General features: G+C 76.8%; 2 protein-coding genes. Both read right to left on the bottom strand.

The window, feature by feature from the left end:
- Positions 1 to 9: 9 nt before the first annotated feature.
- Positions 10 to 729, bottom strand: coding sequence for a response regulator (locus tag ACFU6K_RS38785; RefSeq protein ID WP_380671338.1), 720 nt, complete (start codon positions 727 to 729; stop codon positions 10 to 12).
- A 142-nt stretch (positions 730 to 871) separates the two neighbouring features.
- The gene (locus tag ACFU6K_RS38780) at positions 872 to 1,405 is read right to left on the bottom strand and encodes a hypothetical protein (protein WP_380671336.1); all 534 of its coding nucleotides are present in this window, start codon (positions 1,403 to 1,405) and stop codon (positions 872 to 874) included.
- Between the last annotated feature and the right edge of the window lie 94 nt (positions 1,406 to 1,499).

Raw genomic sequence — 1,499 nt, 5'->3', positions numbered from 1 at the left:
GGCCCGGGCTCAGAACCGGCCGGAGCGCAGCACGGAGGGCTGCGGGGCGGCGGAGGCCTGGCGCAGCTCGGTGGCGATCAGGGCGGCCTGCACCCGGCGCTCGACGCCGAGCTTGGCGAGCAGCCGCGAGACGTGGTTCTTGACGGTCTTCTCGGCGAGGTAGAGCCGCTCGCCGATCTGCCGGTTGGTCAGGCCCTCGCCGATGAGTTCGAGGACCTCCTGCTCGCGCACGGTCAGGCCCGGTCCGGTGGTGACCGGCTGGGCGGGCTCGGCGTCGCTGCGCAGACGGTTCAGCAGGCGGGTCGCGGCGCCGGGGTCGAGCATCGAGCGCCCGGAGGCGACGGTGCGGACGGCGGCGACCAGGTCGGTCCCGCTGATCTGCTTGAGCACGTACCCGGCGGCGCCCGCCATCACGGCGTCCAGCAGCGCCTCCTCGTCGTCGAAGGAGGTCAGCATCAGGCAGGCCAGCCCGGGCATCCGCGAGCGCAGCTCACGGCAGACCGAGACGCCGTCGCCGTCGCCCAGCCGGACGTCCAGCACGGCCACGTCGGGCCGCAGGGCCGGCACCCGGACGAGCGCCTGCTCGGCCGTCGCCGCCTCGCCGACCACCTCCAGGTCCGGCTCGCCGTCCAGCAGGTCGTGCACCCCGCGGCGCACCACCTCGTGGTCGTCCAGCAGGAACACCCGGACCGGTGCCGAGGCCTCGGCACCCTCCGTCTTGGTCGCCATCACGCGGCTCCACCTTCGTCACCCCCGCACACTCCCAGCGGGGCCCAGGGCATCATCCCCCCGCGACCGGCCGCGGGCCCAGGGCCCAACGGCCCCATTCGGACCGGGCCGCAGGACCCGTATCGGGCGGCGCCGGGCGCCCTCAGCGCCCCTGCCGCCGGACGTTCCCCAGCCCCATCAGCAGGAAGGCGAGCGCGACGCCCGCGCCGCTGACCGCCGCGAGCACCACCCGGGGCACGACCTCGCCACCGCCGGACAGCAGGATGGCCGCCGCTCCGAGCGAGGCGACGGCCGCACCGACCACCAGCCAGCCCGCCAGGGCCAGCGCCGGCGGCCGGTGGGAGCGCGGGGCGGGCCCCGCGTCCAGGGCGGCCCAGCGGACCGCCGTCTCCCGCACCTCCCGGCGGCGGTCCCACAGGGCCCGCAGCCGCAGCGCCGCGCCGCCCACCAGGCCGGCGAGCGCGATCTGGGCGGCGGGCCGCCAGTCCGACAGGACGAGCAGCAGGCCGCCCGCGAGCGCGAGCCCGGCCCACCACAGCACGCAGGCCGCGGCGGCCGTACGGGTGGAGCGGGGCCGGTCGGCGCCGGCCTGGAGGTCGGCGATGGCGGGCAGGTACCAGACACAGCCGCTCGCGGTGAGGGCGGCGGTGCCGATGGCGAGAACGGTGTGGTTCACGACCCGGCCTTCCTGGTCACGAAGGGGTTGGTGAGGAGGGTGAGGAGGGTGAGGAGGGTGAGGAGGGTGAGGAGCGGAGCGGACGGGCCGTCCC

The organism is Kitasatospora sp. NPDC057512, assembly GCF_042802135.1.
Classification (GTDB): Bacteria; Actinomycetota; Actinomycetes; order Streptomycetales; family Streptomycetaceae; genus Kitasatospora.
The sequence above is the reverse complement of the archived record's forward strand: the minus strand, read 5'-3'. Positions and strand labels throughout refer to the sequence as shown.